At 65.4% G+C, this 23,757-nt stretch carries 23 protein-coding genes; 9 read left to right on the plus strand and 14 right to left on the minus strand.

Translation table 11 applies throughout. The features are described from left to right. Positions 1-105: 105 nt before the first annotated feature. The 3 genes from ACFWO3_RS11280 to ACFWO3_RS11290 all read right to left on the minus strand — a co-directional run bounded on the left by ACFWO3_RS11280 (position 106) and on the right by ACFWO3_RS11290 (position 4,350). The gene (locus tag ACFWO3_RS11280; protein ID WP_378577255.1) at positions 106-1,467 is read right to left on the minus strand and encodes a PhoH family protein; all 1,362 of its coding nucleotides are present in this window, start codon (positions 1,465-1,467) and stop codon (positions 106-108) included. 295 nt (positions 1,468-1,762) lie between these two features. Then, positions 1,763-3,058 (minus strand): serine hydroxymethyltransferase, encoded by a 1,296-nt coding sequence (glyA, locus tag ACFWO3_RS11285; RefSeq protein WP_378577257.1) that lies wholly within the window; start codon positions 3,056-3,058, stop codon positions 1,763-1,765. A 92-nt stretch (positions 3,059-3,150) separates the two neighbouring features. After that, positions 3,151-4,350 carry a DUF885 domain-containing protein gene (locus tag ACFWO3_RS11290; protein ID WP_378577259.1) on the minus strand — a complete coding sequence of 400 codons (1,200 nt, stop codon included), beginning with the start codon at positions 4,348-4,350 and terminating at the stop codon, positions 3,151-3,153. A gap of 160 nt (positions 4,351-4,510) precedes the next feature. Between ACFWO3_RS11290 and coaA the strand changes: the two genes are divergently transcribed. Continuing rightward, entirely contained in the window at positions 4,511-5,443 is a 933-nt protein-coding gene (gene coaA / locus ACFWO3_RS11295; RefSeq protein ID WP_378577261.1) for a type I pantothenate kinase, read from the plus strand. A gap of 110 nt (positions 5,444-5,553) precedes the next feature. On the opposite strand, the gene ACFWO3_RS11300 is transcribed toward coaA, so the two are convergent. Next, positions 5,554-6,321, minus strand: coding sequence for an isoprenyl transferase (locus tag ACFWO3_RS11300; protein WP_378577263.1), 768 nt, complete (start codon positions 6,319-6,321; stop codon positions 5,554-5,556). 97 nt (positions 6,322-6,418) lie between these two features. On the opposite strand from ACFWO3_RS11300, the gene ACFWO3_RS11305 reads away from it, so the two are divergent. Next, positions 6,419-7,102, plus strand: a complete 684-nt coding sequence (locus ACFWO3_RS11305) for a hemolysin III family protein (RefSeq protein ID WP_378577265.1) — start codon at positions 6,419-6,421, stop codon at positions 7,100-7,102. 25 nt (positions 7,103-7,127) lie between these two features. On the opposite strand, the gene ACFWO3_RS11310 is transcribed toward ACFWO3_RS11305, so the two are convergent. Further along, a complete protein-coding gene (locus ACFWO3_RS11310) occupies positions 7,128-7,760 on the minus strand; it encodes a TetR/AcrR family transcriptional regulator (RefSeq protein WP_378577268.1) in 633 nt (210 codons plus the stop codon). 123 nt (positions 7,761-7,883) lie between these two features. Between ACFWO3_RS11310 and ACFWO3_RS11315 the strand changes: the two genes are divergently transcribed. Both ACFWO3_RS11315 and ACFWO3_RS11320 read left to right on the plus strand, forming a co-directional pair. Further along, positions 7,884-8,807, plus strand: coding sequence for an ABC transporter ATP-binding protein (locus ACFWO3_RS11315; protein WP_378577270.1), 924 nt, complete (start codon positions 7,884-7,886; stop codon positions 8,805-8,807). Then, the gene (locus tag ACFWO3_RS11320) at positions 8,804-10,396 is read left to right on the plus strand and encodes an ABC transporter permease (protein ID WP_378577272.1); all 1,593 of its coding nucleotides are present in this window, start codon (positions 8,804-8,806) and stop codon (positions 10,394-10,396) included. Before ACFWO3_RS11315 ends, ACFWO3_RS11320 begins: the two co-directional genes overlap by 4 nt. A 6-nt stretch (positions 10,397-10,402) precedes the next feature. Here the strand turns inward: ACFWO3_RS11320 and ACFWO3_RS11325 are convergent, their stop codons facing one another. Both ACFWO3_RS11325 and ACFWO3_RS11330 read right to left on the minus strand, forming a co-directional pair. Next, positions 10,403-12,403, minus strand: coding sequence for a thioredoxin domain-containing protein (locus ACFWO3_RS11325; protein WP_378577274.1), 2,001 nt, complete (start codon positions 12,401-12,403; stop codon positions 10,403-10,405). A gap of 58 nt (positions 12,404-12,461) precedes the next feature. Further along, a complete protein-coding gene (locus ACFWO3_RS11330; protein ID WP_378577276.1) occupies positions 12,462-13,388 on the minus strand; it encodes a LysR family transcriptional regulator in 927 nt (308 codons plus the stop codon). 227 nt (positions 13,389-13,615) lie between these two features. Between ACFWO3_RS11330 and ACFWO3_RS11335 the strand changes: the two genes are divergently transcribed. After that, positions 13,616-14,860 carry a Glu/Leu/Phe/Val dehydrogenase gene (locus tag ACFWO3_RS11335; RefSeq protein WP_378577277.1) on the plus strand — a complete coding sequence of 415 codons (1,245 nt, stop codon included), beginning with the start codon at positions 13,616-13,618 and terminating at the stop codon, positions 14,858-14,860. A 64-nt stretch (positions 14,861-14,924) separates the two neighbouring features. Here the strand turns inward: ACFWO3_RS11335 and ACFWO3_RS11340 are convergent, their stop codons facing one another. Together ACFWO3_RS11340 and mca are read right to left on the minus strand one after the other, a co-directional pair. Further along, on the minus strand, positions 14,925-15,188 hold the full coding sequence (locus tag ACFWO3_RS11340; protein ID WP_378577279.1) for a hypothetical protein: 264 nt from the start codon (positions 15,186-15,188) through the stop codon (positions 14,925-14,927). Next, a complete protein-coding gene (mca, locus tag ACFWO3_RS11345; protein ID WP_378577281.1) occupies positions 15,185-16,063 on the minus strand; it encodes a mycothiol conjugate amidase Mca in 879 nt (292 codons plus the stop codon). Before mca ends, ACFWO3_RS11340 begins: the two co-directional genes overlap by 4 nt. 141 nt (positions 16,064-16,204) lie before the next feature. Here mca and ACFWO3_RS11350 point away from each other — a divergent pair, with 141 nt between their 5' ends. Then, the gene (locus tag ACFWO3_RS11350) at positions 16,205-16,630 is read left to right on the plus strand and encodes a DUF4307 domain-containing protein (protein ID WP_378577283.1); all 426 of its coding nucleotides are present in this window, start codon (positions 16,205-16,207) and stop codon (positions 16,628-16,630) included. A gap of 227 nt (positions 16,631-16,857) precedes the next feature. Then, positions 16,858-17,352, plus strand: a complete 495-nt coding sequence (greA, locus tag ACFWO3_RS11355) for a transcription elongation factor GreA (RefSeq protein WP_378577285.1) — start codon at positions 16,858-16,860, stop codon at positions 17,350-17,352. Positions 17,353-17,427: 75 nt separating this feature from the next. Here the strand turns inward: greA and ACFWO3_RS11360 are convergent, their stop codons facing one another. Next, entirely contained in the window at positions 17,428-18,840 is a 1,413-nt protein-coding gene (locus tag ACFWO3_RS11360; protein WP_378577287.1) for an NlpC/P60 family protein, read from the minus strand. 202 nt (positions 18,841-19,042) lie between these two features. On the opposite strand from ACFWO3_RS11360, the gene ACFWO3_RS11365 reads away from it, so the two are divergent. Together ACFWO3_RS11365 and ACFWO3_RS11370 are read left to right on the plus strand one after the other, a co-directional pair. Further along, positions 19,043-19,225, plus strand: coding sequence for a hypothetical protein (locus ACFWO3_RS11365; protein ID WP_378577289.1), 183 nt, complete (start codon positions 19,043-19,045; stop codon positions 19,223-19,225). After that, the gene (locus tag ACFWO3_RS11370) at positions 19,219-19,980 is read left to right on the plus strand and encodes an FAD:protein FMN transferase (protein WP_378577365.1); all 762 of its coding nucleotides are present in this window, start codon (positions 19,219-19,221) and stop codon (positions 19,978-19,980) included. The genes ACFWO3_RS11365 and ACFWO3_RS11370 overlap by 7 nt, the downstream gene beginning before the upstream one ends. Here the strand turns inward: ACFWO3_RS11370 and ilvA are convergent. From ilvA to ACFWO3_RS11390, 4 genes are all read right to left on the minus strand, one after another. After that, on the minus strand, positions 19,977-21,140 hold the full coding sequence (ilvA, locus tag ACFWO3_RS11375) for a threonine ammonia-lyase (RefSeq protein WP_378577367.1): 1,164 nt from the start codon (positions 21,138-21,140) through the stop codon (positions 19,977-19,979). The two genes, ACFWO3_RS11370 and ilvA, sit on opposite strands and share 4 nt — an antisense overlap. A 104-nt stretch (positions 21,141-21,244) precedes the next feature. Further along, positions 21,245-22,417 carry a cystathionine gamma-synthase gene (locus ACFWO3_RS11380; RefSeq protein WP_378577291.1) on the minus strand — a complete coding sequence of 391 codons (1,173 nt, stop codon included), beginning with the start codon at positions 22,415-22,417 and terminating at the stop codon, positions 21,245-21,247. Positions 22,418-22,438: 21 nt separating this feature from the next. Continuing rightward, on the minus strand, positions 22,439-22,999 hold the full coding sequence (locus ACFWO3_RS11385; protein WP_378577293.1) for a hypothetical protein: 561 nt from the start codon (positions 22,997-22,999) through the stop codon (positions 22,439-22,441). Further along, the gene (locus tag ACFWO3_RS11390; protein WP_378577295.1) at positions 22,996-23,694 is read right to left on the minus strand and encodes an RDD family protein; all 699 of its coding nucleotides are present in this window, start codon (positions 23,692-23,694) and stop codon (positions 22,996-22,998) included. Before ACFWO3_RS11390 ends, ACFWO3_RS11385 begins: the two co-directional genes overlap by 4 nt. Positions 23,695-23,757 lie beyond the last annotated feature (63 nt).

The raw sequence follows: 23,757 nt of genomic DNA on the forward strand, positions 1-23,757 counted from the left end.
ATATCAATCGCCGACACGCATTCTCTCCCAGCGCGAACGAATGTCACACCCGTTCAGACGAACCGAACGGGTGTGACATTGGTCAGGGATTGGGAGTGGAACGAATCACTCTGTCGGGCCGAACTCCTCCAACATTTCCGTCACCAGTGCAGCAATGGGAGAGCGTTCACTCCGTGTCAACGTAATGTGTGCGAAAAGTGGGTGCCCCTTCAACTTTTCGATAACGGCGGCCACTCCGTCGTGGCGTCCCACACGCAGATTGTCACGCTGAGCAACGTCGTGGGTGAGGACGACCCGGGACCCGGTTCCGAGTCGAGACAGGACCGTCAACAACACATTTCGTTCCAGCGACTGTGCCTCGTCGACGATGACGAAGGAGTCGTGGAGTGAGCGTCCGCGAATGTGCGTGAGGGGCAGCACCTCCAACATTCCGCGGCTGATGACCTCGTCCATCACCTCCGGGCTCGCCAACCCGTCGAGCGTGTCGAACACGGCCTGCGCCCACGGCCCCATCTTCTCGCTCTCGCTGCCCGGCAGATACCCGAGCTCCTGCCCGCCGACCGCATACAGCGGACGAAAGACGACGACCTTGCGCTGCGTTCTCCGCTCCAACACCGCCTCGAGCCCTGCCGTGAGCGCGAGCGCCGACTTGCCGGTTCCGGCCTTGCCGCCGAGCGACACGATTCCGACGCTGTCATCGAGTAGTAGATCGAGAGCGATTCGCTGCTCGGCGGAACGCCCGTGCAGCCCGAATGCCTCTCGTTCACCGCGTACGAGCTGCACCCGCTTGTCGGCGGTAACCCTGCCGAGCGCACTCGACGTTCCGCCGAGCAACCGAACGCCCGTGTTGCACGGCAGTTCTCGTGCGTCGTCGATGTCGACCGCGCCGTCACGGAACAGATCGTCGATGTCGTTCGGGGCAACGTCGAGTTCGGCCATTCCCGTCCACCCCGAGGAAACGACGTCGTGGGCGTGGTATTCGTCGGCGGGAAGACCGACCGCACCTGCTTTCACTCGCAGTGGAATGTCCTTGCTCACGAGGACGACGTCCGCACCTTCGGCAGCGAAGTTCAACGCACAGGCGAGAATTCGCGAATCGTTGCTGTCGGTGCGGAAGCCAACGGGCAGCACCGAAGGGTCGGTGTGATTCAGCTCGACCTGCAGGGTCCCGTCCTCGGTGCCGATGGGCACCGCCTGATCGAGGCGACCGTGCTCGAGTCGAAGGTCGTCGAGCATCCGAAGGGCTTCGCGGGCGAACCACCCGAGCTCGTGATGGTGCCGTTTGCCTTCGAGTTCGCTGATGACGATCAACGGCAACACCACGCGATGTTCGGCGAAGCGGGTGACCGCCCAAGGGTCGGACAGCAGCACGGACGTGTCGAGAACGTACGTCCGCACCGGGGCCGACTTCGATGAGGTGGATGTCGAGCGTCCGGTACGTGAAGGGACGGAGCGTGTAGCAGTCACGTGAGGCTCCTAGGGTCGCCGCGGCACCCGCGTCGACTCGGTTCGCTGGACCGGTCCGTCCCTGGTGTCAGATGACACGAGGGCCGGGTGCCGGCCCCCTCGCACTGAGTTCTTCAGTCACGATCAGGACCTCCCGTACAAGCAACTTCCCCGCTGCTCGTTACTGCCGACGGTACTGCGTTTCGCCCCTTCCGGCCGCCCCCGTGGTGGGCGTGTCGGTGAACATCGGGTAACACCCCTGTGAGCGGTCTGCGAGTCCAGGGACTCGCAGACCGCTCACAGGTGGCGGAGGCTTCTAGACGAGGCGCCAGTCCTCGAGCCCGTCGTACAGCGGGAAGTCGAGGGCGAGCTTGGAGACGCGGGCCCGCAGCGATTCGGCATCTGCGGTACCGGCAAGTGCCGCCGCAATGATGTCCGCGACCTCGGTGAACTGGGCATCGCCGAACCCACGCGATGCGAGGGCTGCGGTGCCGATGCGCAGGCCAGACGTGACCATCGGCGGGCGCGGGTCGAACGGAACCGCATTACGGTTGACGGTGATGCCGACCTCGTGCAGGAGGTCTTCACCTTGCTGGCCGTCCAGCTGCGAGTTACGCAGGTCGACCAGGACGAGGTGCACATCGGTGCCACCGGTGAGCACGCTGACGCCCTTGTCCGCCACGTCGGCGCCCGTCAGACGCTCAGCGAGGATCTTCGCGCCGGACAGGGTGCGTGCCTGACGGTCCTTGAATTCCTCGGTGCCGGCGATCTTCAGCGACACGGCCTTCGCCGCGATCGCGTGCATGAGGGGCCCGCCCTGCTGTCCGGGGAAAACCGCGGAGTTGATCTTCTTCGCCCATTCCTTCTTGGCGAGGATCAGGCCGGAGCGGGGGCCGCCGAGTGTCTTGTGGACGGTGGTGGACACGACGTCCGCGTACGGAACGGGCGAGGGGTGCAGGCCCGCTGCGACGAGCCCGGCGAAGTGCGCCATGTCGACCCACAGGTAGGCGCCAACCTCGTCGGCGATCTTGCGGAACTCGGCGAAGTCCTCCTGGCGCGGGTACGCGGACCAGCCGGCGACGATGACCTTTGGCTTCTCGGCCACCGCGATGCGGCGGACCTCGTCCATGTCGACGCGGTGGTCTTCCTTGCTGACCCCGTAGGACGCGACGTCGTAGAGCTTGCCGGAGAAGTTCAGCTTCATACCGTGGGTGAGGTGACCGCCGTGCGCGAGGTCGAGGCCGAGCAGCTTCTCCCCCGGGCTCATGAGCGCCATCAGCACTGCGGCGTTCGCCTGGGCACCCGAGTGCGGCTGAACGTTCGCGAACTCGGCACCGAACAGTTCCTTCGCACGCTCACGGGCGAGGTCCTCGATGACGTCGACGTGCTCGCAGCCACCGTAGTAGCGACGGCCGGGGTAGCCTTCCGCGTACTTGTTGGTGAGCACACTGCCCTGGGCCTGGAGAACTGCGCGAGGCACGAAGTTCTCGGAGGCAATCATCTCGAGCGTGTCGCGCTGACGGGCCAGTTCGCCTGCCATGGCCGCTGCAACCTCGGGATCGAGTTCGGCGAGCGGGGTGTTGTTGACATCGGAACCGGGCGCAGCTGTCATCGAGGCTTCTCCAAGCTGGGTGCGAAAATGGATGCCCCCAGTCTACGAAGCCGCGGTTGTCGGTGGGTAACCCACCCGTGCGGCAGCCGCCGTCAGGCCTCCCCACGCAGAGTGGTGGGCACCAGGGGTTCGTCGAGCAGGCGGCCGAAGCGCTCCGAGCGCGCGGGTCCGACGGGTACCTCCGCAAGCCAGTCTCCGAGCAACCGGTAACCCTCCACGTAGGTGCTTGTGTACGCCCGCCACAGTGACGATGACTGGAATCGCAGCATCTGCCGAGCGCGATCCGGTGTGGCAAGAGTCCACCGCTGTAGGAATTCGACGACGTCGTCGTGGCTGCGTCCCTGATCGTGCAGCATGAGCGCCGAGTCCTGCCGCACGCCGAGGAGCTGGCCCGATGCCGCCGACAGCTTTTCTGCCTGCTCGCCGTCGAACCGCAGGCCCAGGTCGGCGTAGATCTCCTGCGCCCACGATCCCCACCCGGGCCCGACGATCGACTCGAGGGCAAGGTCCGCCAGACCCTCCGCCATCAGGCACTGCGGGGTGTTGACCAGAAAGATCGTCTGCTCGAGCTGCCCTGCGCCGACGAGGCCCGCTTCCTTCCTGCAGTGCTCGGTGTGATGGCCCGGGTACGCCTCGTGGGCGATCAACCTTGGCAGATTCGCCATGTGCTGTTTCAGATCGGAATTGATGGCAACGGTCGAGCGGTAGTCGCCGAGGTAGTAGTTGAATCCAGACCACGGTTTGTCACCGACGATCTCGTACTCGACCACCTCCGACTCCGGAAGCGGATAATGGTCGCGCACTCGGTCGCGCAGCGCACTCGAGAACGCTTCGACGCACTCGTGCAGACGCTCGGACGGAATCTCGTCGGCGCTCCGATGAGCCCGGACCCGTTCGGCCAGCGAACCGGGGCCCGGCAGCACCTCTGACATCCGGCGATGCGCCTCGCGGTACTCGTTCTCGTCTCCGGGAGCGATCCGCACGTCGAAGTACGCCTCGACCTCGTCGACGAAACCGACGTCCTCGCCCGCGAACTTTCGACCCGAACATTCGAGTGCCCGCAGATGGACGTCGACGAATGCAGCTCGCTCGGCCGGAAGATCCGTCGCGGCCAATTCACGTCGCAACTCCGCGGCCCGCTTCGCCAGATCCCGAGGGTCCGGGCGCGGCGCGTTCTCCACCTGTCTGCGCAGCTCCGGGTCCCCGGTGTAGGCATCGACGAAACCTTCTTCGAATCGATCGAATGCCAAACCGAGCAGCAGATATTCACGCACGAGACGGTCCGGTTCCATGGGCTCCGACCCTAGCGCGGCAAACGCGCCCGACGCGCGGAGACCGCCCCGGCGACACGGCGGTGCACACGACAAAGCACAATCCGTCTATGCAACCGCAACTTGCGAGGACACGCATGGCACGCTCACTGACGTCTGCCGACGACTGTGAGCAGGGCTGATGGCACGTTCGAGTGAGTCCAGCCCCTACGTCGAATTCGACAGGAAGCAATGGCGGACACTTCGTAAATCGACTCCGCTGGTCCTGACCGAAGAAGAGCTGTACGGACTGCGCGGTCTCGGCGAGCAGATCGACCTCGAGGAAGTCGCCGAGGTCTACCTGCCGCTGTCACGTCTGATCCACCTGCAGGTCGCTGCGCGGCAACGCTTGTTCGCCGCAACGGCAACCTTCCTCGGTGACACCCACCCGGACCGTCAGGTCCCCTTCGTGATCGGCGTCGCCGGCAGTGTCGCGGTGGGCAAGTCGACCGCAGCTCGTGTGCTTCAGGCGCTCCTCGCCCGGTGGGAGCATCACCCCCGAGTGGACCTCGTCACGACGGACGGATTCCTGTACTCGAGCAAGGAACTCAATCGGCGGGGAATCATGCACCGCAAGGGCTTCCCCGAGAGCTACGACAGGCGCAAGCTCCTACGTTTCGTTACCGAAGTGAAGTCCGGTGCCGAAGAAGTGGCTGCACCCGTCTACTCGCACGTCTCCTACGACGTGGTTCCCGGGCAATACCACCTGGTGCGCCAGCCCGACATCCTGATCATCGAGGGCCTCAACGTCCTGCAGACCGGACCCCGTCTGATGGTCTCGGACCTGTTCGACTTCTCCATCTACGTCGACGCCCGCATCGAGGACATCGAGAATTGGTACGTCGAACGATTTCTCGCGCTACGCGCGACCTCGTTCTCCGATCCCGATGCGCACTTCCACCACTACGCGGACCTGTCCGACAAGGACGCGGCGATGGCGGCCAAGGACATCTGGAACACCATCAACCGTCCGAACCTGGTGGAGAACATTCTCCCGACCAGACCCCGTGCGACGCTCGTTCTGCGCAAGGATGCCGACCACTCGATCAACCGGCTGCGTTTGCGCAAACTTTGAGCGGAGCTCTATACACCGAACGGCGAGTTTCGAGCCGGAGCTCTATACACCGAACGGCGAGTTTCGAGCCGGAGCTCTATACACCGAACGGCGAGTTTCGAGCCGGAGCTCTATACACCGAAGCGGCGGTGCCGTGCGGCGTAGTCACGCAGGGCGCGAAGGAAGTCGACTCGTCTGAACTCGGGCCAGTACGCCTCGGTGAACCAGATCTCCGAGTAGGCGCTCTGCCACAGCAGGAAGCCCGACAGTCGCTGTTCCCCCGAAGTTCTGATCACCAGATCGGGGTCCGGCTGACCGGACGTGTAGAGATGTCCGCCTATCCCTTCCACCGTGATGGACCGAACCAGTTCGTCGCCGGACAGTCCGGCGAGCAGGTTCTCGCTGAGCAGCGACTGCACGGCGTCCGCGATCTCCTGGCGCCCGCCGTATCCGACCGCGACGTTGACGTGAGTTCCGGTACGCCCTTCGGTGCTCTGGGCAGCTTCGCGGAGTCTGCGCGCCTGCTCGGCGGGAAGGAGGTCGAGTGCGCCGACGATCTTGACGCTCCAGTTCTTGTCCGAGCCGGAGATCTCTTCGACGACATCGGTGATGATCTCGAGGAGTGTGTCGAGCTCTTCCGGATCGCGACGCAGGTTCTCGGTCGACAGTAGGTAGATGGTCGCCATCTCGATGCCGGCCGCATCGCACCACCCGAGCAGTTCGGCGATCTTCAACGCGCCCATGCGATGGCCGTGACTGACGTCGGTGAATCCGTTCTCGCGAGCCCACCTGCGATTTCCGTCACACATGACGGCGACGTGTCGAGGATGCTGCAGTCCGTCGAGTCGACGAAGGAGCCGTCTCTCGTAAACGCTGTACAGCAGACCCCGTGCACTCACCGCGACATCACCATGACACGAGAGACTACGCCGAGTGAGAACCGGCCCGGCGTCGGACGCTGCGCCACGCACCAAACCTACGCTACCGTAGGTTTCTATGACGACATCCACCACCGACAGCCCTCTCGCGGATGCGTTGATACCCCTCAAGCCACGCCTGCGCGGATGGATTCACCTGTGGGCGGTCGTCGTCGGGGTGCTTGCCGGCACCGTCCTCACCGTCACCGCCTCCCAGGTGTCGACGAAGGCGGCAATCGCCACGACCATCTACTGCGCCACGGTGTGCGCGATGTTCGGTATCAGCGCCACCTATCACCGGATCCATTGGCACTCCGCGACGAGCCGAACGCGCATGAAGCGCGCCGACCACTCGATGATCTTCCTGTTCATCGCCGGCAGCTACACCCCCTTCGGTCTACTCGCGCTTCCGGCCTCGACGGGGCGCCTACTTCTGACCGTCGTATGGGTGGGCGCTCTGTGCGGAGTTGCACTGAAGATGGCCTGGCCCATGGCGCCGCGATGGGCCGGCGTGCCCCTGTATCTGCTTCTCGGATGGGCGATCGTCCCCGTTGTCCCGGAACTCGTCCGCCAGGTGGGCATTGCTCCGATGCTTCTGCTTCTCGTGGGCGGCATCATGTACAGCATCGGTGGCGTGCTCTACGCGGCCCAGTGGCCCAATCCGTGGCCGCGCACTTTCGGCCACCACGAGTTCTTCCACGCCGCGACGGTGATTGCCGCACTGTGCCACTTCGTGGCGGTGTGCCTCGTCGTTTTCGGTTGACGGACGGTTGCGCGAGCCGGGGAGGTCAGGAGACGGGCCCCGCCAACACCACGTCGCCACCACGGGAAAGGATGTCCATCGTTCTGTCGATGAGACTCACCAAGGACTCGGCGAAATCGGACTCCACCCACAGATCGACGGCTCCGAGGAACCCCCAGAGTGCGGCCGCCACGACGACTCGAATTTCGAGCGATTCCGGCGAGGCGCCGGACCGCTGAGCGATCAGCTCACGTAGCTGAACGGCGATCCCCTCCGCGTCACGCGCCATCCGCGTACGTACGTCCGGTTCTGTCACGCTGTATCGCATTCGACGTTCGATTTTTCGGAGTTCTTCGCGATCGAGGTGATCGAGCACTCCCGCGACAATCGTGCGTATGCGTGACAACAGATCTCCGGCCGTCACGATCGGAGTGCTGTCCGTCGCCAGCAGCGTCAGGAGTTGTGGGTCGTATTCGTCGTGCAGAACGAGCCGTTCCTTGGTTCCGAAGTATCGATACACCGAACTCGGTGACACCTCGGCCTCGGCGGCAACCTGTTCGACGGTCACCTTCGCGTACCCGTGCTTGTCGAAGAGGTCGAGCGCAACGACCTGAATGGTGCGCATCGCCTGCAGCTTCTTGCGTTCCCGCAATCCTGGGCCGGTAGAGGTCTCGCTCACGAATCGAGGCTACCCACGGAACAAAAAATCTGAAAGTCACTTGCAGAATCACTCCACGAGAGCCTAGAGTCACTCTCATTAGAAAGTCACTGTCAGATCTGGATTCGTTCTAGCGAGGACGCCATGCCAACCACCGCAGAACCCGTCATCGACGTCCGTGAACTCGAGAAGAATTACGGACGTTTCCGCGCCCTGTCCGGCCTCGACCTGTCCGTCGGCCAGGGCGAGGTCCACGGCTTCCTCGGCCCGAACGGAGCAGGCAAGTCGACCACGATCCGGATCCTGCTCGGGCTCCTGCGGCGAGACGGCGGCACCGCCAGGGTGTTCGGCCTCGACCCCTGGCGCGATTCCCTCACCATCAACAAACGACTCGCGTACGTGCCGGGAGACGTCAATCTGTGGCCATCGCTCACGGGCGGCGAGGTCATCGACGTTCTGTGCCGACTGCGTGGAGGTGTCGATCGTCGACGGCGCGACGAACTGGTCGAACGATTCGAACTCGACCCCGGCAAGAAGGGTGCGACGTACTCGAAAGGCAACAGACAGAAGGTCGCGCTCGTGGCGGCTTTCGCGTCGGATCCGGACCTTCTGGTTCTCGACGAACCGACGTCCGGACTCGATCCATTGATGGAGAACGTATTCACCGAACTGGTTGCCGAATCGTCGATGCGCGGCAGCACCGTCCTGCTGTCCAGTCACATCCTGAGCGAAGTCGAGAAACTATGCAGCACGGTCAGCATCGTCCGAGACGGTCGCACCGTGCAGTCCGGAAGCCTCGATTCGCTGCGCGCCCTCGCGCGCACCGGAGTGGACGTGACCACGGCGCGCCCGATCACGGGCCTCGCCGCGCTCCCTGGGGTGCACGACGTCGTCACAGCGGACGGACCCCACAATCGGGTCACCTTCACTGTCGACACCGACAATCTCGACCTCGCGATGGAATCGGTCGCCGCACACGGAATCACCGCGCTGTCGAGTTCTCCACCGAGGCTCGAGGCCCTCTTCCTGGACCACTACACGCGCGATCTCGAAGCAGCAGTCCGATGAACACCGTCACCAACAGCCCCGTCACGTTCGCACTCGTCGCACGTGTGAACCGAACGATGCTCGCCACGTGGACGATCGCCATCGTGGGCCTCGTGGCAGGCGCCACCGCCGGAATCGCCGGCCTGTACCCGACCGCCCTCGACCGCGCGGCCTACGCTGCGGTCTCGAGCACGGTCACGGTCGGACACGCACTCAACGGTCCGCCCGTTGCTCTGACCACCCTCGGCGGAATCACCGTGTTCGAGGCCGGTTGGTACGTGGCACTCGCCGTCGCTGCGTTCGCCATCGTTCTGGTCGCACGCAATTCGCGAGGGGCGGAGGAATCGGGCCGACTCGAACTGCTGAGGTCGTGCGCACTCGGCACGCACTCCATGCTCGTCTCCGTGACCGGCCTGTCACTGTTGTCCAACCTCGTCATCGGTACGGGTGCCGCGGCGGCACTCGTCATTTTCGGCGCAGACCTGACCGGCGCCGTCGTCTACGGCGGCGCCCTTGCGGCCATCGGCATCTTCTTCACGGCAGTCACCGCATTGGCAGCGCAGATCACCGAGAGCACGCGCGGCACCTACGCGATCGCGGGCGGCGTTCTCGGGGCCTCGTTCGCGGTGCGAGCAGTCGGCGACGCGACCGGAAACTCGACGATCTCGTGGTTCTCACCGCTCGGTTGGGCGCAGGCGAGCCATCCCTTCGATTCGAATCGTTGGTGGCCACTTCTCGTCTGTGTCGGCGCTGCGGTCCTGCTGTTCGCCGCGGCGATGGCCGTCGAGGCGCGACGAGATCTCGGGGCGGGGCTCGTGCGACCTCGCCCCGGCAATCCGACGGGCGGCGCCTTCCTCGCCTCCCCCGTCGGCCTCGCGCTGCGGTTGCACCGCCCGGCCATCATCGGATGGGCGGCAACAGCTCTCGGACTCGGCGCAGCATTCGGCGCCGTCGGCGCCGACGCCGGCCGCCTCGGTGAGAGTTCGGAAGCAATGCTCGATCTGATCGGTGGTTTCGGTGGCGGGGACCTCGTCGATTCCTACTTCGCCATGACGGCAGTTCTCCTCGCAGTCGTGGCCGCAGGCGGCGCACTGGGCGGGGCCCTCCGCTCGCGCGCCGAGGAGCAGACCGGGCGGGCGGACATTCTCCTCGCCACTGCCCTTTCACGACCGCGTTGGCTGACGAGTCACCTCGCCGTTGCGGCGGCAACCTCGGTCACGGTTCTGGTCGCGGGCGGCCTCGGAATGGGCGTGGCGCACACCGTCCGAACCGGTGAGGGCTCCGCGATACCGCGGTTGGTATGGGCCGCTCTGGCACACGCCCCTGCCGTCGGACTCGTACTGGGGATCGGAGTAGTCCTCATCGGCGTGATTCCGCGGGCCGCGTCGGTGGTCTGGATCGTGTTCGCCGGATGCGCGGTGGCGACGATCCTCGGGCCGACGCTGCGACTCCCCGCAGCGGTCATGAACCTGTCGCCGTTCGAACACACGCCCCGACTGCCCGGGCCAGTGGAGGCCGGGACGGCGGGTGCACTCGCACTGATGACGGCGCTCGCCGTAGCCCTGATCGCCTGTGGGTTCGCCGGTTTCCGCCGACGCGACATCGGATGAGACCGACTACTCGGCCAGCAATCGGGTGAGTTCCGGCGTTGTCGTGACGGGACGGTCGCACACGAATCCGCGGCAAACGTACGCCGTCGCGCAACCATCCACGAGTGGCCGATCGGCGAGCAGGGGCGTCGAGCCCGGTTCGCCCACGACCACCACAGCGCCACCGGGCACCTCGCGGCGGGCCGCCCGAACCAGGTCGTCACCACCGGTGGTTGCGATCGCCACCTGCATAGGCCCGCGCACCGACGCCTCCGCAACTGCCAACCAGTGACCAGCGGCACGTGGCGCACGATCGAACAGAATCGAGATTCGCGCGAGCGCGTTATCGGCCGCTACGCCGAATCGTGCCGCTGTGTCCGGGTCCGCGAGGACACTCACGGTCAGGAGTGCCTCCGCGATGCTGGACGCGCCCGACGGGGTGGCACCGTCGACAGGGTCACGTGGCCTGGCGACGAGTGTCTCCGCATCGTCGGCGGTATCGAACCAGCTCCCCGCTTCGTTCGGATCCTCGAATCGGGCCAGAGCGTGGTCGAGGAGTTGCCGCGATTCCTGCAGCCAGAACTCGTCCCCGGTCGCCTGATGCAAGGCCGCGAGCCCGGTTGCCAGGCACGCGTAGTCCTCGAGGACGCCGACAGGTTCACCGACTTCGCCGCCGAGCGATGCGCGCCGCAAGCGCCCGTCAACTCGGTGCATGTCGAGAAGCGTCCGGGCACACTTCGCAGCCGCATCGACCCATTCCTGACGACCGATCCCCACCCCCGCTTCGGCGAGGGCCGTCACGGCCAAGCCGTTCCATGCCGTGACGACCTTGTCGTCGCGGCCCGGTTGCGCACGCGTACCTCGACTTTCGAAAAGGGCGGTGGACACCCTGCGCCATCTGTCCCGGTCGGAAGGATCGTCCGGGAGTTGGAGAACCGATGCGCCTTCTTCGAAAGTTCCCTCCGGTGTGACTCCGAATGTCCTTGCCGCCCATTCACCGTCGTCCGGGCCGAGCACCTCCACCAGCTGGGCCGGGGTCCACACGTATGTCGCGCCCTCCACCCCTTCGGTGTCGGCGTCCAATGCCGAAGCGAAGCACCCGCTCTCGGTGCGCAGGTCCCGCAGCAGGAATTCGGCCGTCATCTCGGTCACGCGCAATGCCAGGTCCGAGCCCGTGCGGCGAGCAAGATGGGCGTACGCGCGCAACAGCAGGGCGTTGTCGTACAGCATCTTCTCGAAGTGCGGAACGACCCACCCGGCATCGACGGAGTAGCGAGCGAATCCACCACCCAGCTGGTCGTGAATTCCACCCCGAGCCATTGCCGACGCGACGCGCTCCACGACGCCGAGAGACACCTCCGAACCGGTGCGCTCGTAGTTGCGAAGCAGTGCTTCCATCGCCGCGGCGGGAGGGAACTTCGGCGCGCCACCGAACCCGCCATGCACCCGGTCCTCGTCCGCCACCAATGCAGCGGCCGCCGCGTCGAGAAGTGCGGAATCGAGTTCCGGGCCGCCTCCTGGAACACCGTCCGCACTGCGCTCGAGTTCGGCGACGACCGAGGACGCGGCCTGCTGCACGTCGCCTCGACGATTCCGCCAGGTATCCGCCACCGCTTCGAGAAGCTGTGTGAACGAGGGCATTCCGCCGCGCGGCTCCTTCGGGAAATAGGTGCCGCAATAGAACGGAGCCCCATCGGGAGTGAGAAAGCACGTCATAGGCCAGCCGCCCTGACTCGTCATTGCAACGGTGGCATTCATGTACACCGCATCGATGTCCGGACGCTCTTCCCGATCGACCTTGACGCACACGAAGTGCTCGTTCATCAGCGCTGCCGTCGCCTCGTCTTCGAAGGATTCGTGCGCCATGACGTGGCACCAATGGCAGGCCGAATAGCCGACAGACAGCAGGATCGGCACATCACGATCACGTGCCTCCCGGGTCGCCTCGTCACCCCATTGCTGCCAATGCACGGGGTTGTCCGCGTGCTGACGTAGATACGGCGAAGTGCTGTCGAAGAGCTTGTTCACTGTGCCCCTTACGGAGTTGACACCACGGCTTTCCGACAAGTCTAGGCAGCAGGGCTCCTCACGCCGAGACGGCGGAACCGTCCTCCAACCCGAGTTCGCGGGCCGCCTCCGTCACGGCACCCACCACGAGCTGCAGAGACGCCCGCACCTCGCCTCTGGTCCGGTGGGCCACCGACACCGTCCTGAAGAACTGATCGTCGAGCGGCACGATGTCGATCCCGGCAGGCAGCATGTGCAGACCCAGGTCGGATACCAGGGTGACGCCGAGACCGGAGGCGACCATCGCCAATGCCGTCGCCTGCTCGCCGACCTCGTGGCGGATCTTGGGGTCGAAACCCGACGAACGACAGGCCATGCGCACTGCCCGACCGAAATGCGAACGGGGACCGGACAGTATCCAGCGGAAGTCCGCCAGGTCCGCAAGGGACACCGAACTACCGTCGTAGGAGTGCGGTGGCAGCGCGGCATGCATCTGCTCGACGGCGATGACCTGCCTCGTCAGCTGCGGATCCCACGGCATCGGGTAATTCGAGTAGTCGATCACGAACGAGAAGTCCAGATCACCGTCACGCACAGCACCCGCCGTGTCTTCCGGTGCGAGTTCCTTCGTCAGAACTTCGATGCCCGGCTGCTGCTCGGCCAGGATGTTCAGCGCCCGCGGCACCAGGCCTGCAGCCACGGATGCCCACACCCCCACGGTGAGCGTCGCAGCCATGCCTCCCCGCACCGCCTCGAGGGCAACACCGGCACGGTCGACGGCCCCGAGAATTTCCTCGGCGTGCTCGGCCAGCACCACGCCGGCCTCCGTCAACACCATCCTTCGCCCACGCTTCTCGAACAGCGTCGTACCCGCATCTCGTTCCAACAGCGCGAGCTGCTGCGACACAGCGGACACCGTGTAGTTCAGCGCTTGGGCAGCAGCGGTGACCGTGCCGCGACGTTCGAGCTCGCGCAGCAGCTTCAACCGGTGCAGCGACAAGTCCATATCTGCAGGATAAGCGCTGGTAGCGGTCCGTGTACGACAGTCCAGTGTTAGTGAACGAACACGTCCACTAAACGTAACTGGACGCCGCCGCTCACCCGCACGCATGCTGTGGTCAGCGGCCGCTTCCGAAATCGAGCGACCGGCCCCGAGTCAACACGCAGCCCTGACGCGACCACCGCCCAGGGCGTAGTGCCGCATACGCGAAAACAACCTCAGGAGGCGACGAAATGACCATTGCGGACCACCCCCTGGACAGGTTGAACACCGAAGCTCGCACGTCGGCTCCCGCCGCCCTGCAGCCCGCCGCGGAGCCTGCGGCACCTTCCCGTCACGAGCCCGTCATGCGCATCCAGTGGACGGACGAGGTGACAGGCGCTCTCGGGTACCTGGTCGTGGACACCCTCGTCGCCGGGCTGGCTACCGGCGGCACGCGCATGCGCAAGGGCTGCACGATGAGCGAAGTCGAGGACCTCGCATGTGGCATGTCCGCCAAGACGGCGACCTTCGACCTTCCCGTCGGCGGCGCCAAGGGCGGAATCGACTTCGACCCCAAGGATCCTCGCGCCGTCGAAGTGCTCACCCGATTCTTCGACGCGATGCGCCCCTTCCTCGATCGTCACTGGGTGACGGCGGAAGATCTGGGCGTCACCCAACAGCTCATCGACGACGTCTTCGGATACCTCGGTATGCGGCAGTCGTATCACGCCGCGATCGAGCGGTCCACGAACCCGAATGCCACCGCCGACCGAGTGATGGCCGGACTCAACGCGGAGGCTCGCAGCGGTCTGCTCGGAGACGTCATCGGTGGATACGGTGTCGCGCAGGCCTGCCTCGCCGCCGCATCGCAATGGGGCTGGGCGGTCGGAGAGACCACCGTCGCTGTGCAGGGCATCGGAACCATGGGCGGCGCTGCCGCCTGGTATCTGCACGATGCCGGCATGAAGATCGTCGCCGTCGCGGATGCCGCGGGTACCCTCTTCGACCCGGAGGGACTCGACATCCCCACCCTCATGGACACGCGTGACGAGTACGGCGAGATCGACCGCACCCGAGTTCCCGCTTCCGTCGAACAACTCCCTCGGGACGTCGTCCTGACGGTTGGCGTCGACATTCTCGTGCCGGCCGCCGTCTCCTACGCCATCACCGGCGAGAACTGCGCGGCCGTGGACGCGAAGGTAGTGGTCGAGGCAGCGAACGCCGCCACCACCGTGGATGCCGAACTCGATCTGACGGCCAGGGGAGTCGCCGTGATTCCGGACTTCGTCGCCAATGCCGGCGCAGTCGCGTGGGCCTGGTGGTTGCTGCTCGGATACGTCGGAGACCACCCGGACGATTCCTTCGATCGTCTCCGCAAGGAAATGACGGCAAAGGTCACCGGACTACTGGCCGGCTGGAATGCGAGTCGCGGCCCCATTCGCTGGCTCGCGCACACCTCGGGACCCCGTATCGCACGGGAGATCTACATCCCCTGACCCACCCCTGTGAGTGGTTGACGAGTCCAGCGACTCGTCAACCACTCACCGGCGCGGAGCGCCTCTAGTCGGTCTTGTCGGGCGGCGTCTGAGGAGTATGCGGAATCGCACCCCGATCGGTTCCCTCGTCGGCTTCCTGATCGGCCTCCGGATGTTCCGGTTCGAACTTGTCGGGCAACCTGCTCAACCGCTTGTTCATCGAACGCACGAGCAGGACCACGCCGACGAAGAGTGCCAGCAGCACGAGAAGCCCGAACGGCGACGCCTTGCCGAACTCGGGACCGGACGGATCGGCCTGAGCCAGGATCTGGATGGTCAACGCGTTCACTGCTGCTCGTCCTCCCCGATGCCGGCGAAGAGATCCGACTCCGGAATAGACGTGGTGACCCGGGTCTGTGCGAGCTCGAACTCCTCGGTGGGCCAGATCTTCTGCTGAATTTCCAGAGGCACGGCGAAGAACGAGCCGTTGGGGTCGATCTGCGTTGCGTGCGCGCGCAGGGCGTCGTCACGCTGGGGGAAGTAGTCGCCGCAGTTGATCTGCGTGGTCACCCGCGCCATCAGGTCACCCTGCTCGGTCTTCCACTTCTTGAGCCACTCGGCCATCGGGAACTCTTCCCCGCGGCGCTCGTACTCCTCCTGGAACAGCACGAGACGCTTGCGGATGAATCCGTGCGAGTAGTACACCTTCTGCACCTCCCACGGCTCCCCCGCATCCGGGAAACGCTCGGGATCGGCAGCGGCCTCGTACGCGGCCATCGACACCTCGTGGCACCGAATGTGATCCGGGTGCGGGTATCCGCCGTTCTCGTCGTACGTGGTGATCACGTGCGGGCGAAACTCCCGGATCGCGCGCACGAGGACCTCGGTGGATTCCTCGAGCGGAACCAGCGCGAAGCAGCCTTCCGGCAGCGGCGGCTTGGGGTCACCTTCCGGCAGGCCCGAATCGACGAATCCCAGCCAACGATGCCGGACGCCGAGGATGCGGGCGGCCTCCGCCATCTCCTCTTCGCGGACCTCGTGGATGCGGTCGCGAACCCCCGGAATGTCCATCGCCGGATTGAGGATGTCGCCGCGCTCACCGCCGGTGAGCGTCACGACCATCACGTCGTGCCCTTCAGCGGCGTAACGGGCCGTCGTCGCGGCACCCTTGCTCGACTCGTCGTCGGGATGGGCATGGACGGCCATGAGCCTGAATCCGCTCACGTGTTCGTTCACCTCGTCTTCGCCTGTCGCCGTCTCGGCCGTGTGCCGCGTCGGCTGCGCACCAATGCACTCCTCTATAGTTCCACCCGATACTTCCCGTTGCAGCCGTGGCCCCGTTCCGGTGGCCTGAGAGCAGACAAGATGAGCAGCACGCTTCCACCCGGCCGGTACTCCTCCACCACCAAACCTGCACGATCTCGCAGGTCAATGGCCTGGGTGGCGGGTGCGGTGGTCGTACTCGTGGGTGTGATCGTTGCCGTTGTCGCCTACCAGAAGTTCGCGAAGAGCGAGATCGATGCGGAAATCACGTCGTTCGAGATCGTCGACGACTCGACGCTCGACCTCACGCTCAAGGTCACTCGCGAGGACCCGTCCCGGGAGGCGGTGTGCATCGTCCGAGCCCGTTCCAAGGACGGGTCCGAGACCGGTCGACGTGAGGTGGTGGTCCCCAGCGGCGACGACCAGACCGTCCTGATCACGACCCCCGTTCCCACCTCACGTCCGCCCGGTATGGGCGACCTCTACGGTTGCAGCTTCGACGTTCCGGAGTATCTCACCACTCACTGACACACGTTCACCTCTCAGCGAACGAACAGCGATCTCCGGTTCGGCAGGTCTGTTCGTGCTAGAATCGTCTGATACACGGTTCCGGGCGGGACCGTGTATTGCTGCATTGACGGCCAGGATGGGCCCGGCGCGACGCGACTCGTGCCTTCCGTCATGCCGTTGGTCATTGCTCTTGCAATGACCTGTCGAGGGAGCCCGGAGGCTCCAACTACGAGGGAGTGATCGAGATGACCGAGACCCAGGTGACCTGGCTGACCCAGGAGTCACACGACAGGCTCAAGAGCGAACTCGACCAACTCATCGCCAACCGCCCTGTGATCGCGGCCGAGATCAACGAACGGCGCGAAGAGGGCGACCTGAAGGAGAACGGTGGCTACCACGCCGCCCGCGAGGAGCAGGGTCAGCAGGAAGCCCGTATCCGCCAGCTTCAGGAGCTGCTTAACAGCGCCAAGGTGGGCGAAGCGCCTACCCAGTCGGGTGTTGCCCTGCCCGGTTCCGTCGTGAAGGTCTACTACGACGGTGACGAGAAGGACACCGAGACGTTCCTCATCGCCACCCGTGAGGAAGGCTCGAACGACGCCGAGCTCGAGGTGTACTCGCCCAACTCACCGCTCGGTAGCGCCCTGCTCGAATCCAAAGTTGGCGAGACCCGCGAGTACACGCTGCCCAACGGCAACAGCATGAAGGTCACGCTGGTCAGCGCCGAGCCGTACCGAGGCTGATACGCCTACGTCTCGTCGAAGCGCCGGCCCGGATCGAATCCGGGCCGGCGCTTCGTCGTCTGGACGGCTTCGAGGTCACACGATCCGGCGCGCCTTCATTCCGTCGAAGACTGCGCCCACACGTACGACATCGCCCGTGGTGGGTGCGTGGAGCATTTGCCCGTTGCCGAGATAGATGGCTACGTGCCCCGGTCCGCCGGGCCCCCAGTTACCGAACAGCAGATCGCCCGGACGGGCCTGGTCGAGCGGAACCTCGACACCGACACGCCACTGGGTTTCCGAGGTGCGCGGAAGCTTGATTCCGGTGGCTGCGTACACGGCGAACGAGGTCAGACCCGAGCAGTCGAACCCGCCCATGGACGGGCCGTTGATACTGCCACCGCCCCATACGTACGGAAGTCCGATGTATTTCATGGCTGCATCGATCACGCCACTGACGCCGTCGACGACTGCACCGCCGTAGAAGAAGGGCGCCAACATACGGTCGAAGGATTCTTCCAGTGACCGGACCCGGGCAACGAACGGCTGGGGTTCGCGCCCCGGCGCCGCTGCTGGTACTCCCCCGGCCTGGCGAACCGCGTCCATCCCGACGTCGTAGGCGGCGAGAGTCAGATCCAGAGAATCACCCTTCAGCGCGCCATCGGCCTTGAGTGCCTCGACCTGCCCGAACACGTCGCACAGCATGTTTCCGCTGGCCATCACCGGGTCAGCGACACCGAGGATGTCGACTTTGCCGTCGCCGTCGGCGTCCTTTCCGTACTTGGTCCAGGCCTCAGGGGTGAACTGGCCGGGCCCGCGCGCACCTGCCGGACTCGTCGGTGCGGCCGCACCGTAGCGGAATCCGCTGCCGACCGAGTAGAGCGCGGCCAGGGTTGCCGGTTTGACGCCCTCGCACACCGAACCGGCCTTGCGAATCCACGGCGCGAACACCGCGATGGCACCGACCGGGGCAAGGGACACTCCGGGAAAGCCTGCGGGCACTGCCGGAACCAGGGACCCGAGCGCGCCGAGGAATGGCAACCCTGGGATGTCGGCGAAAGCCGACCCGGCTACTCCCGTCGCACCCACGGCGGAAGGAGCCGACGGCATCAGAGACTGAAATCCGCCGGTCGCCGCGCCTCCACCGCCGGACGACGACGGGGGCGCGGCCTGATAGCCGGGTGCGGCGCGCGGTGCCGGGGGAGGCAACGCGGGCGCGGGCGCTCCGGGCGCCGGTGCCTTTTCCTGTTCCGGAATGTACGGATCGGTCGCATCCTCAACCGCCCCACCGAAGTCGCCCACCATCTGTTCCGCTTGCTGACGCGCGCCATCCGGTAGTGCTGCGATGGCATCCTCGACCTGCTTCTGCGCGTCGGGCGAAGCCTGCTCCGCGTTCTGAACTGCTTCGACCGCTTGATCTTTGACGGGTTGCGGAATGTCCGCTCCCTGCACAATGGCCCCCGCTGCCGTAGTGATCGCCACGATGATCGCTGCTGCATCCACTGACATCCGTAACTCCTTCTCCTCGGTGCAACGGACCGAGTGCCTTCACGTTACGGTGCGACACAGGAGGCGGGAGGAGAATGACGAACTTCGAATCGGTCGAAATCGGAGATTTTCCGGAGCCTGTACCAGCAAGGGTGCACATCCCGACACAGATCCCCAGACGCCTCCCAGGCTCCTCACAGGTTCGACGGGGATGCTGGTCGACATGAGCGATGAACGACGTCCCGCACGCTTCCTTCCCGTGCGTCTTGCCCTCGCCTCGGCCGGAATCGTCGGACTGCTCGCCGGCGGCAGCGTCGTAACGGACGCACCCACTTCGGACTCGACAGCCGCTCCCCTCGTCGCGGCGGGCGATGGGCCTGCCGATGCCGTTTCCAGCGGATCGTGACGCCGAAACACGCCACCGAGTGGTCTGCGTGGGGCCTGCACGCACGGGTGGTGGTCACCGATCCGGACGCCCTCGACTCGGCGACGAACCTGGTGCGCGGATACCTTTCGGCCGCCGACGTCGCCACGAACCGAGATCGCGCCGACTCGGAGATTCGCAATCTACGCCCCGGCCACAACACGGTCACGCCGATGTTCGCTCGTTTCGTCGCGGATGCTCTGGCCGTCGCCGACTCCACGGAAGGGGCTCCGGGACCGACCGCGAGCGGAACCGGTTGGCATGCGATCTCGGTCGACGGAACGTCACTGCACCTGCCCGAAGACGTGGAACTCGATCTCACGACGACCTCGAGAGCCAGCACGGCCGACCACTGCGCGACCTCGACGGCCGAACTGCTCGGCTGTGGCGTACTCGTTGCACTCGGCGGCGACATCGCTGCTGCCGGAACCACCCCCGACGATCGCTGGCAGGTTCAGGTGCAGGACCTTCCCGGCGACCCGACGTGCCAGGTGTCCATTCCCTCAGGTGCGGGGGTGGCGACGGCGAGCACCGTCAAACCTCTTCACCCCGAGTCGCTTCCGCAGTGGCGCACGGTGTCGGTGGTCGCCGAAACGTGCACCAGGGCGCACAGCGTCAGCGCCACCGCCGTCCGTATGGCGGGTGGAGCGATCGATTTCCTCACTCGTCTCGAGCTGCCGGCCCGGCTGGTGGACCAGGAGTTTCGGGTGGTCACCTTGGGTGGGTGGCCGAGCTAGTCCTGTAGCCGAGCCGCGTATCCGGCTTCGCCGAGCGCGTCGAGAAGGCTCTGCCGATGCCCCGGACCTTTGGTTTCGACGGTGAGGAACACCTCCACCTCGTCGAGCGCGAGTGCGCCGCGGGTCCGGGAATGAACGACGTCGACCACGCTCGCACCGTTGTCGCTGACCACACCGAGAAGGTCGACGAGGCCACCGGGACGATCCCGGATCGTGACATGGACGCCCAGATACCGTCCCGCAGCTCGAAGACCGTGAGTGACGGTGTGCGTGAGCAGCAGCGGATCGACGTTGCCGCCGGAGAGAACCGCACACACCGGGCCGGTGAGACCGAGCTCGTCCGCCGGAATGCTCATCAGTGCGGCGACTGCGGCAGCCCCTGCAGGCTCGACGATGAGCTTTGCTCGCTCGAGGCACAACAACAGGGCGCGCGACAGCGCGTCCTCCGGCACGGTGACGATCTCGTCCACCTGTTTGGATACGTGCACGAACGGAACGTCTCCCGGGCGTCCGACCGCAATCCCGTCCGCCATGGTCGACATGGTCTCGAGTGGCACGGGACGACCCGCTTCGAGCGACCCCGGCCACGCTGCCGCGCCCGCCGCCTGGACTCCGACGATCCGAACCCCAGGTGCCGATTCGGAGATCACGGCGGCAATGCCTGCCAACAACCCGCCACCACCGGCGGGAACCAATACCGTTCCCACGCCCGGTAGTTGCTCGAGGATCTCCAGACCAACCGTTCCTTGACCTGCGACTATATCCGGGTGATCGAAGGGGTGAATCAGGACCGCGCCGTTCGACTCCGCGAATTCCTGTGCTGCGACCAGAGCATCGTCGACGGACTCGCCCACGAGGTGCACGGTGGCGCCGTAGGCACGAGTCGCCACCAGCTTCGGCAACGGGGCGCCGACCGGCATGAACACCGTCGACTCGATGCCGAGTTCGGTGGCCGCCCAGGCCACACCTTGCGCATGGTTGCCGGCACTGGCCGCAACCACACCGTTCGCACGCTCGACCTGTGACAGGTTGGCGATCCGGTTGTAAGCACCACGCGGTTTGAAAGAACCCGTACGCTGCAGGTTTTCGCACTTGAGCAGCACCTGATGACCGCACCGGTCCGACAACGCACGCGATGCGATGGTCGGTGTCCGCCTCATGACGGGCTCCAGCAGCTCACGCGCTGCCCTGACTTGTTCGAGCGTGACGGCTTCCACGCGGGCCAGAGTAACCCGCGTGGAAGCGCGGAATCAGCGAAGGACAATCAGCGGAGTGCGTTCTCGATGTCGGCGACCAGATCTGCGCTGTCTTCGATGCCCACCGACAGGCGCACCAGATCGTCGGGAACCTCGAGAACCGAACCGGCGGTCGACGCATGAGTCATTGCTCCGGGATGCTCGATGAGCGACTCCACACCACCGAGCGATTCGGCGAGCGTGAAGATCTCGGTCCGCGCGCAGAAATCGAGGGCAGCCTGACGTCCGCCTGCGAGTCGCACCGAGATCATGCCGCCGAATCGGCGCATCTGCTTTGCCGCGACACCGTGACCGGGATGGCTGTCGAGTCCGGGGTAGATCACGTGCGATACCGCGGAGTGCCCGGCCAGCAGATCGACGAGCTTCTCGGCGTTGTCACTGTGGCGCTCCATGCGCAATGCCAGCGTCTTGATACCGCGCAGCGTGAGGAACGCATCGAACGGGCCCGGGACCGCGCCCGCACCGTTCTGCAGGAAAGCGAACGCGGTATCCAGTTCTTCGTCGTCGGTCACGAGCGCACCACCGACGACATCCGAGTGTCCACCGATGTACTTGGTGGTCGAGTGCAGCGCGATGTCCGCACCGAGTTGCAGCGGCTGCTGCAGGTACGGGGACGCGAAGGTGTTGTCCACCACCAGCTTTGCGTTGCCCTCGTGCGCGACGTCGGCCAGCTTCTCGATGTCGCCGATGTTGAGCAGAGGGTTGGTGGGCGTCTCCACCCACACCAGCTTGGTCTCGGGCCGGATCGCCGCGCGGACCGCGTCGACGTCGGTGACGGGAACGGGGGTGTACTCGATTCCCCACTGGGTGAAGACCTTGTCGATGAGCCGGAAGGTTCCACCGTAAGCGTCGTTTGGGATGATCAGGTGGTCGCCGGGGCGAAGGGTGGCGCGCAGCGCGCAGTCCGTCGCAGCCATGCCCGATCCGAACGCCCGACCGTATGTTCCCGACTCCAGAGCGGCCAGATTGGCCTCGAGCGGCCGCCTGGTCGGGTTGCCGGTCCGCGCGTATTCGAAGCCGTCGCGCATACCGCCGACACCGTCCTGCGCGAACGTCGAACTCGCGTAGATCGGAACGTTGACCGCGCCCGTCTGCGGATCCGGATCGAATCCCGCATGAACGGCCTTGGTGGAGAAACCCTGCCAGCTGATGTTGTCCGCCTTGCTGCGCTGCTCACTCATGTCGACCAGACTAATGGAGGACTATTTCTCCAGGTACTCGGCGACCGCGAACAGCAGGTCCAGCTTCTTCGCGTCGTCGACAGCGGTGTCCATGCTGTTGGTGATGATGTTGTGCGTCGGTGTGAGCAGGGCCAGCCCGACGACGTCCAGCACCACGCCGCCCAGTGCATCGGCGCGCGGGTCGGGCACCGTGGTTCCCACCGTGTGCATCTGTGCGATCACCGCCGGATCGTGTGCCTCTTCCCGAACGATCACGGTGACGGCATCCGCGATGTTCGATGGGCCCTTCGTCCACATACACATCGGATCGTTCATCCCGGGCAACTTCTGCTCCGACACTTCCGGCCGATCCGAGACGAGTGGGCCCAATGCCTTCGTCAACGCGTCGCAATCGACCGCCTTGCCCGAGGCCGGAGCCGGAGCCGAACCCGGACTCGGGGCTGTCGACTTCGTGACTCCCTGTTGCGCGACCGGAGTTCCGGCGACGCTGGCTGCGCAACCGGCCACGGCGAGCACACTTGCCGCGAGTGGAACGATCATGGCTCTACGCATCGCGCGTCCTGTCCGGTCGGTGGTGCTCATGTCAGTAGTAGGCGGGTGGAGCCGAATTGTGCGGCATCCCGAACTGTTGGGGGGTACCTCGGATTCATGCCGTCAGGCCCACCGGCGGGCGCGTTCTTGTCGAACGGAATCACCACCGAACCGACGATCTTGTCCGCGAACGTCTGACGCTTGCCATCCCACAGCGGCCACAGGTAGCCGAGTCCACACGCGAACGAGTCGGCGATGTGCGCGAAGCCTCGGACGACCGACATACCGACACCCAACGGTTGCCCGGTCGTTTCGGAGATCACCTTGATTCCGACGATCTTCTTCCCGACCGTCGACCCCGTGCGCCCCTGCTTGAACGCGATGTTCCAGAAAGAGAAACCGGCCATCGCAATGAGGATGACGACCACAAGAACCACGGCTGTCACCCGTTTCGTGTCCGTCCACGGTCCCGTCATGGTGAACACGGCACCGAGCATCCGGAGCAGCATGTAGAGGCCGAATACCGGCAGCCCGTCCATCACGTACGCGAGAACCCGCTGACCCCAGTTGGCGTACGGATTCGGCGGCACGGCGCCGTAGTGCGGCTGGTAGCCGAACTGCTGCGGCGGATGACCGAACTGCGGTGAATGACCGAACTGCGGTGGCGGCGCGAATTGTGGCTGGTAACCGAACTGCTGTTGGGGCGGCGGCCCGAACTGCTGCGGCTGCTGATACGGATCGTTCATCGTGTCCCCCCCTGGAACGAAAGTGTCGCGCACGTAGACCGTCGTGCGCGTGGAACGGGCCAC

Origin of the sequence: Rhodococcus sp. NPDC058521 (assembly GCF_042719695.1) — a bacterium.
Lineage (GTDB): Bacteria > Actinomycetota > Actinomycetes > Mycobacteriales > Mycobacteriaceae > Rhodococcus_F.